The 3176-nt window shown below is 41.1% G+C and carries 4 protein-coding genes and 1 pseudogene; 1 reads left to right on the top strand and 4 read right to left on the bottom strand.

The window, feature by feature from the left end; genetic code table 11:
- Both ACLNCN_RS04175 and ACLNCN_RS04170 read right to left on the bottom strand, forming a co-directional pair.
- Positions 1 to 268: pseudogene (locus ACLNCN_RS04175) on the bottom strand (DUF6261 family protein); the annotation flags it as partial.
- 25 nt (positions 269 to 293) lie between these two features.
- Positions 294 to 509, bottom strand: a complete 216-nt coding sequence (locus ACLNCN_RS04170; RefSeq protein WP_261056915.1) for a hypothetical protein — start codon at positions 507 to 509, stop codon at positions 294 to 296.
- A 482-nt stretch (positions 510 to 991) separates the two neighbouring features.
- Between ACLNCN_RS04170 and ACLNCN_RS04165 the strand changes: the two genes are divergently transcribed.
- Positions 992 to 1609, top strand: a complete 618-nt coding sequence (locus ACLNCN_RS04165) for a TVP38/TMEM64 family protein (RefSeq protein WP_050252777.1) — start codon at positions 992 to 994, stop codon at positions 1607 to 1609.
- A gap of 42 nt (positions 1610 to 1651) precedes the next feature.
- Here ACLNCN_RS04165 and scrK read toward each other — a convergent pair whose 3' ends face one another.
- Positions 1652 to 2539: a fructokinase ScrK gene (gene scrK, locus ACLNCN_RS04160; RefSeq protein ID WP_424844690.1), complete on the bottom strand. Its 888-nt coding sequence runs from the start codon at positions 2537 to 2539 to the stop codon at positions 1652 to 1654.
- Between the two features lie 149 nt (positions 2540 to 2688).
- Positions 2689 to 3176 (bottom strand): PTS sugar transporter subunit IIA (locus ACLNCN_RS04155; protein ID WP_424844689.1); only part of this gene is annotated, 488 nt, incomplete at its 5' end.

The following is a 3176-nucleotide window of genomic DNA, read 5'->3' as shown; positions in this document are numbered from 1 at the left end:
GGGTAAAGAGACCCACCAAGGCACTATCTCGATTGCGATCGACTTCTGTCAGATTACTAGACTCTTTCGTCTCCACCGCCGCAAGTTGAGCTTGAAAATCATCCAGCTTGGTCTTGAAGGGGTCCAAATGTTTGGCATACATAGCCTCATCCTTGTTTGCCTTAGAAAAAGTAGCCAGACTTTGATGAGTATCCATCATCAGGCTTTCAAACTCACGATTGGTAAAGTTGCTGTAACTAAGCGGGCGAATAGCGTATGTTTTTGTCATGATGATATCCTTTCTATTTAACGAATCATTTATTTTCTTCTTTATCAAACCAAGACTGGATTAGTTCTGGAAGATAGACCTGTTTTTGATCTGTTTTTACAATACTTCCGTGTCTAACAGGTTGAATCAAAGGTCTATCCTTTCCTACATAAACTTGAAGCAATACACAGACCAACAATGCAATTCCAATTACAAGAAGTGACCATAGTACACTCTCCTCATCATCTCTAACTTTCTTCATCAATTTTTCTCCTTTGAGTTGATACAACCATTCTAACAGTTCTCCAAACCATTTTAACCCCCATCCGCTCAACTGTCATTATTTCCATCCAAAATGTACTTTTCAGGACAAATCAGACATTTCTAAAATCAAAAATCCCTATCTGACTAGACATACACTCCGTACATTAGATAGAGACTCTTACTATTTTTAGATTTTACCTTTTCGAGCTTTATAATACATATAAACTTTAGGAAAGATAACTATTCGAAAGCTAGAAGACCACAAAATTTTCTCAGATAAGCTATTCGAAACGTAGAATACTTGTAAATTTATGGAATTACAATCATTCGAGACTTAGAATACATATAAACTTTAGGACGGAAGCCTATTCTAAGTCTCGAAGACCTGTATTCTCATCTATTTCTCATCAAAAAGACTCATTCCCCCTTTCTCCTCCAAAATATGGTATAGTAGAATTATACTATCTATGAGGAGTTTACATGTCACAGGATAAACAAATGAAAGCTGTTTCTCCCCTTTTGCAGCAAGTTATCAATATCTCATCGATTGTCGGTGGGGTTGGCAGTTTGATTTTCTGTATTTGGGCTTATCAGGCTGGGATTTTACAGTCTAAGGAAACCCTCTCTGCCTTTATCCAGCAGGCAGGTATCTGGGGGCCACCTCTCTTTATCTTTTTACAGATTTTACAAACGGTCGTCCCTATCATTCCTGGGGCCTTGACCTCTGTGGCTGGGGTCTTTATCTACGGGCACATCATCGGGACTATCTACAACTATATCGGCATCGTGATCGGCTGTGCCATTATCTTTTATCTGGTGCGTCTCTACGGAGCTGCCTTTGTCCAGTCTGTCGTCAGCAAGCGCACCTATGACAAGTATATCGGCTGGTTGGATAAGGGCAATCGTTTTGACCGTTTCTTTATCTTTATGATGATTTGGCCGATTAGTCCGGCTGACTTTCTCTGTATGCTGGCCGCCCTGACCAAGATGAGCTTCAAGCGCTATATGATCATCATCGTTCTGACCAAACCCTTTACCCTCGTGGTTTATACCTACGGTCTGACCTATATTATCGACTTTTTCTGGCAAATGCTTTGACATATAAAAAATCCGTTTGGTTTCCCAAGCGGATTTTGTTCTTTATTTTGAAACTTCTTTTGCAAGAACAAAGTTTCCAAGTGTGGCAGAACCATTCCCTGCGACTGCTGGCGTCACGATGTAGTCACGCACATCTGGTACTGGTAGGTAACCATTGAGAAGAGCTGTAAATTTCTCACGGACATGGTCCAGCATGTGTTGTTGAGCCATGACCCCACCACCAAAGACGATTACGTCTGGACGGAAAGTTACTGTAGCATTGACCGCAGCTTGAGCGATATAGTAGGCTTGAACATCCCAGACAGAGCTGTTGAGTTCAATATTTTCACCACGAATACCTGTACGAGCTTCAAGACTTGGTCCAGCCGCAAAGCCTTCCAAACATCCTTTGTGGAACGGACAAACACCGTTGAATTCTTTTTCAATATCCATTGGGTGTTTAGCCACATAGTAGTGACCCATTTCAGGGTGACCCACACCACCGATAAACTCACCACGTTGGATAACACCTGCACCGATACCAGTACCGATTGTGTAGTAAACCAAGTTTTCAATACGAGCACCAGCATTGTTACGGGCAACCACTTCACCATAAGCAGAGCTGTTTACGTCTGTTGTGAAGTACATTGGCACGTTGAGGGCGCGACGAAGGGCACCAAGCAAGTCCACATTTGCCCAGTTTGGTTTTGGAGTCGTTGTGATAAAGCCATAATTTTTTGAGTTTTTATCAATATCAATCGGCCCAAATGAACCAACTGCAAGACCAGCAAGGTTGTCGAATTTTGAGAAGAACTCAATGGTTTTATCGATTGTTTCGATTGGAGTTGTTGTTGGAAATTGTGTTTTTTCTACAACGTTAAAGTTTTCATCACCGACAGCACAGACAAACTTTGTACCGCCCGCTTCCAAGCTTCCATATAATTTTGTCATGATAAACCTCTTGTTTTTATTTTCTTTATTATAGCATATTTCGAAAGTCTAAATTTCTCTATTTTTTAGATTTTCCTCTGTAAATCTTACCATTCAAGCAAAAACGAACAAACATGTCATTTGTTCGTTTTCACATTAGAGAGGATTGATTAGATTTTCACTTCGATCACAGCATCCCCCTTCGCAACTGAACCTGTTGCGACTGGAGCTACTGAAGCGTAGTCAGCTGTATTTGTAACGATAACCATTGTTGTATCATCAAGACCAGCTGCAGCGATTTTGTTTGAGTCAAATGTTCCAAGAATATCGCCAGCTTTCACCTTATCACCTTGAGCAACTTTTGCTTCAAAACCTTCACCGTTCATAGACACAGTGTCAATACCAACGTGGATCAAAACTTCAGCACCATCAGTTGTTTTCAAACCAAAAGCGTGTCCTGTTGGAAAGGCGATTGAAACTTCAGCATCAGCTGGTGCATAAACCACACCTTGACTTGGTTTCACAGCGATACCTTGTCCCATAGCTCCACTTGAGAATACTGGGTCATTAACATCAGCAAGAGCAACAACGTCACCAACGATAGGAGTTACAAGTGTTTCATTTTGAAGAGTTGCTGGAATTTCCTCATTTACCTCTG

The organism is Streptococcus sp. CL8.13, assembly GCF_049737895.1.
This window is presented reverse-complemented; position numbering and strand designations above follow the sequence as displayed.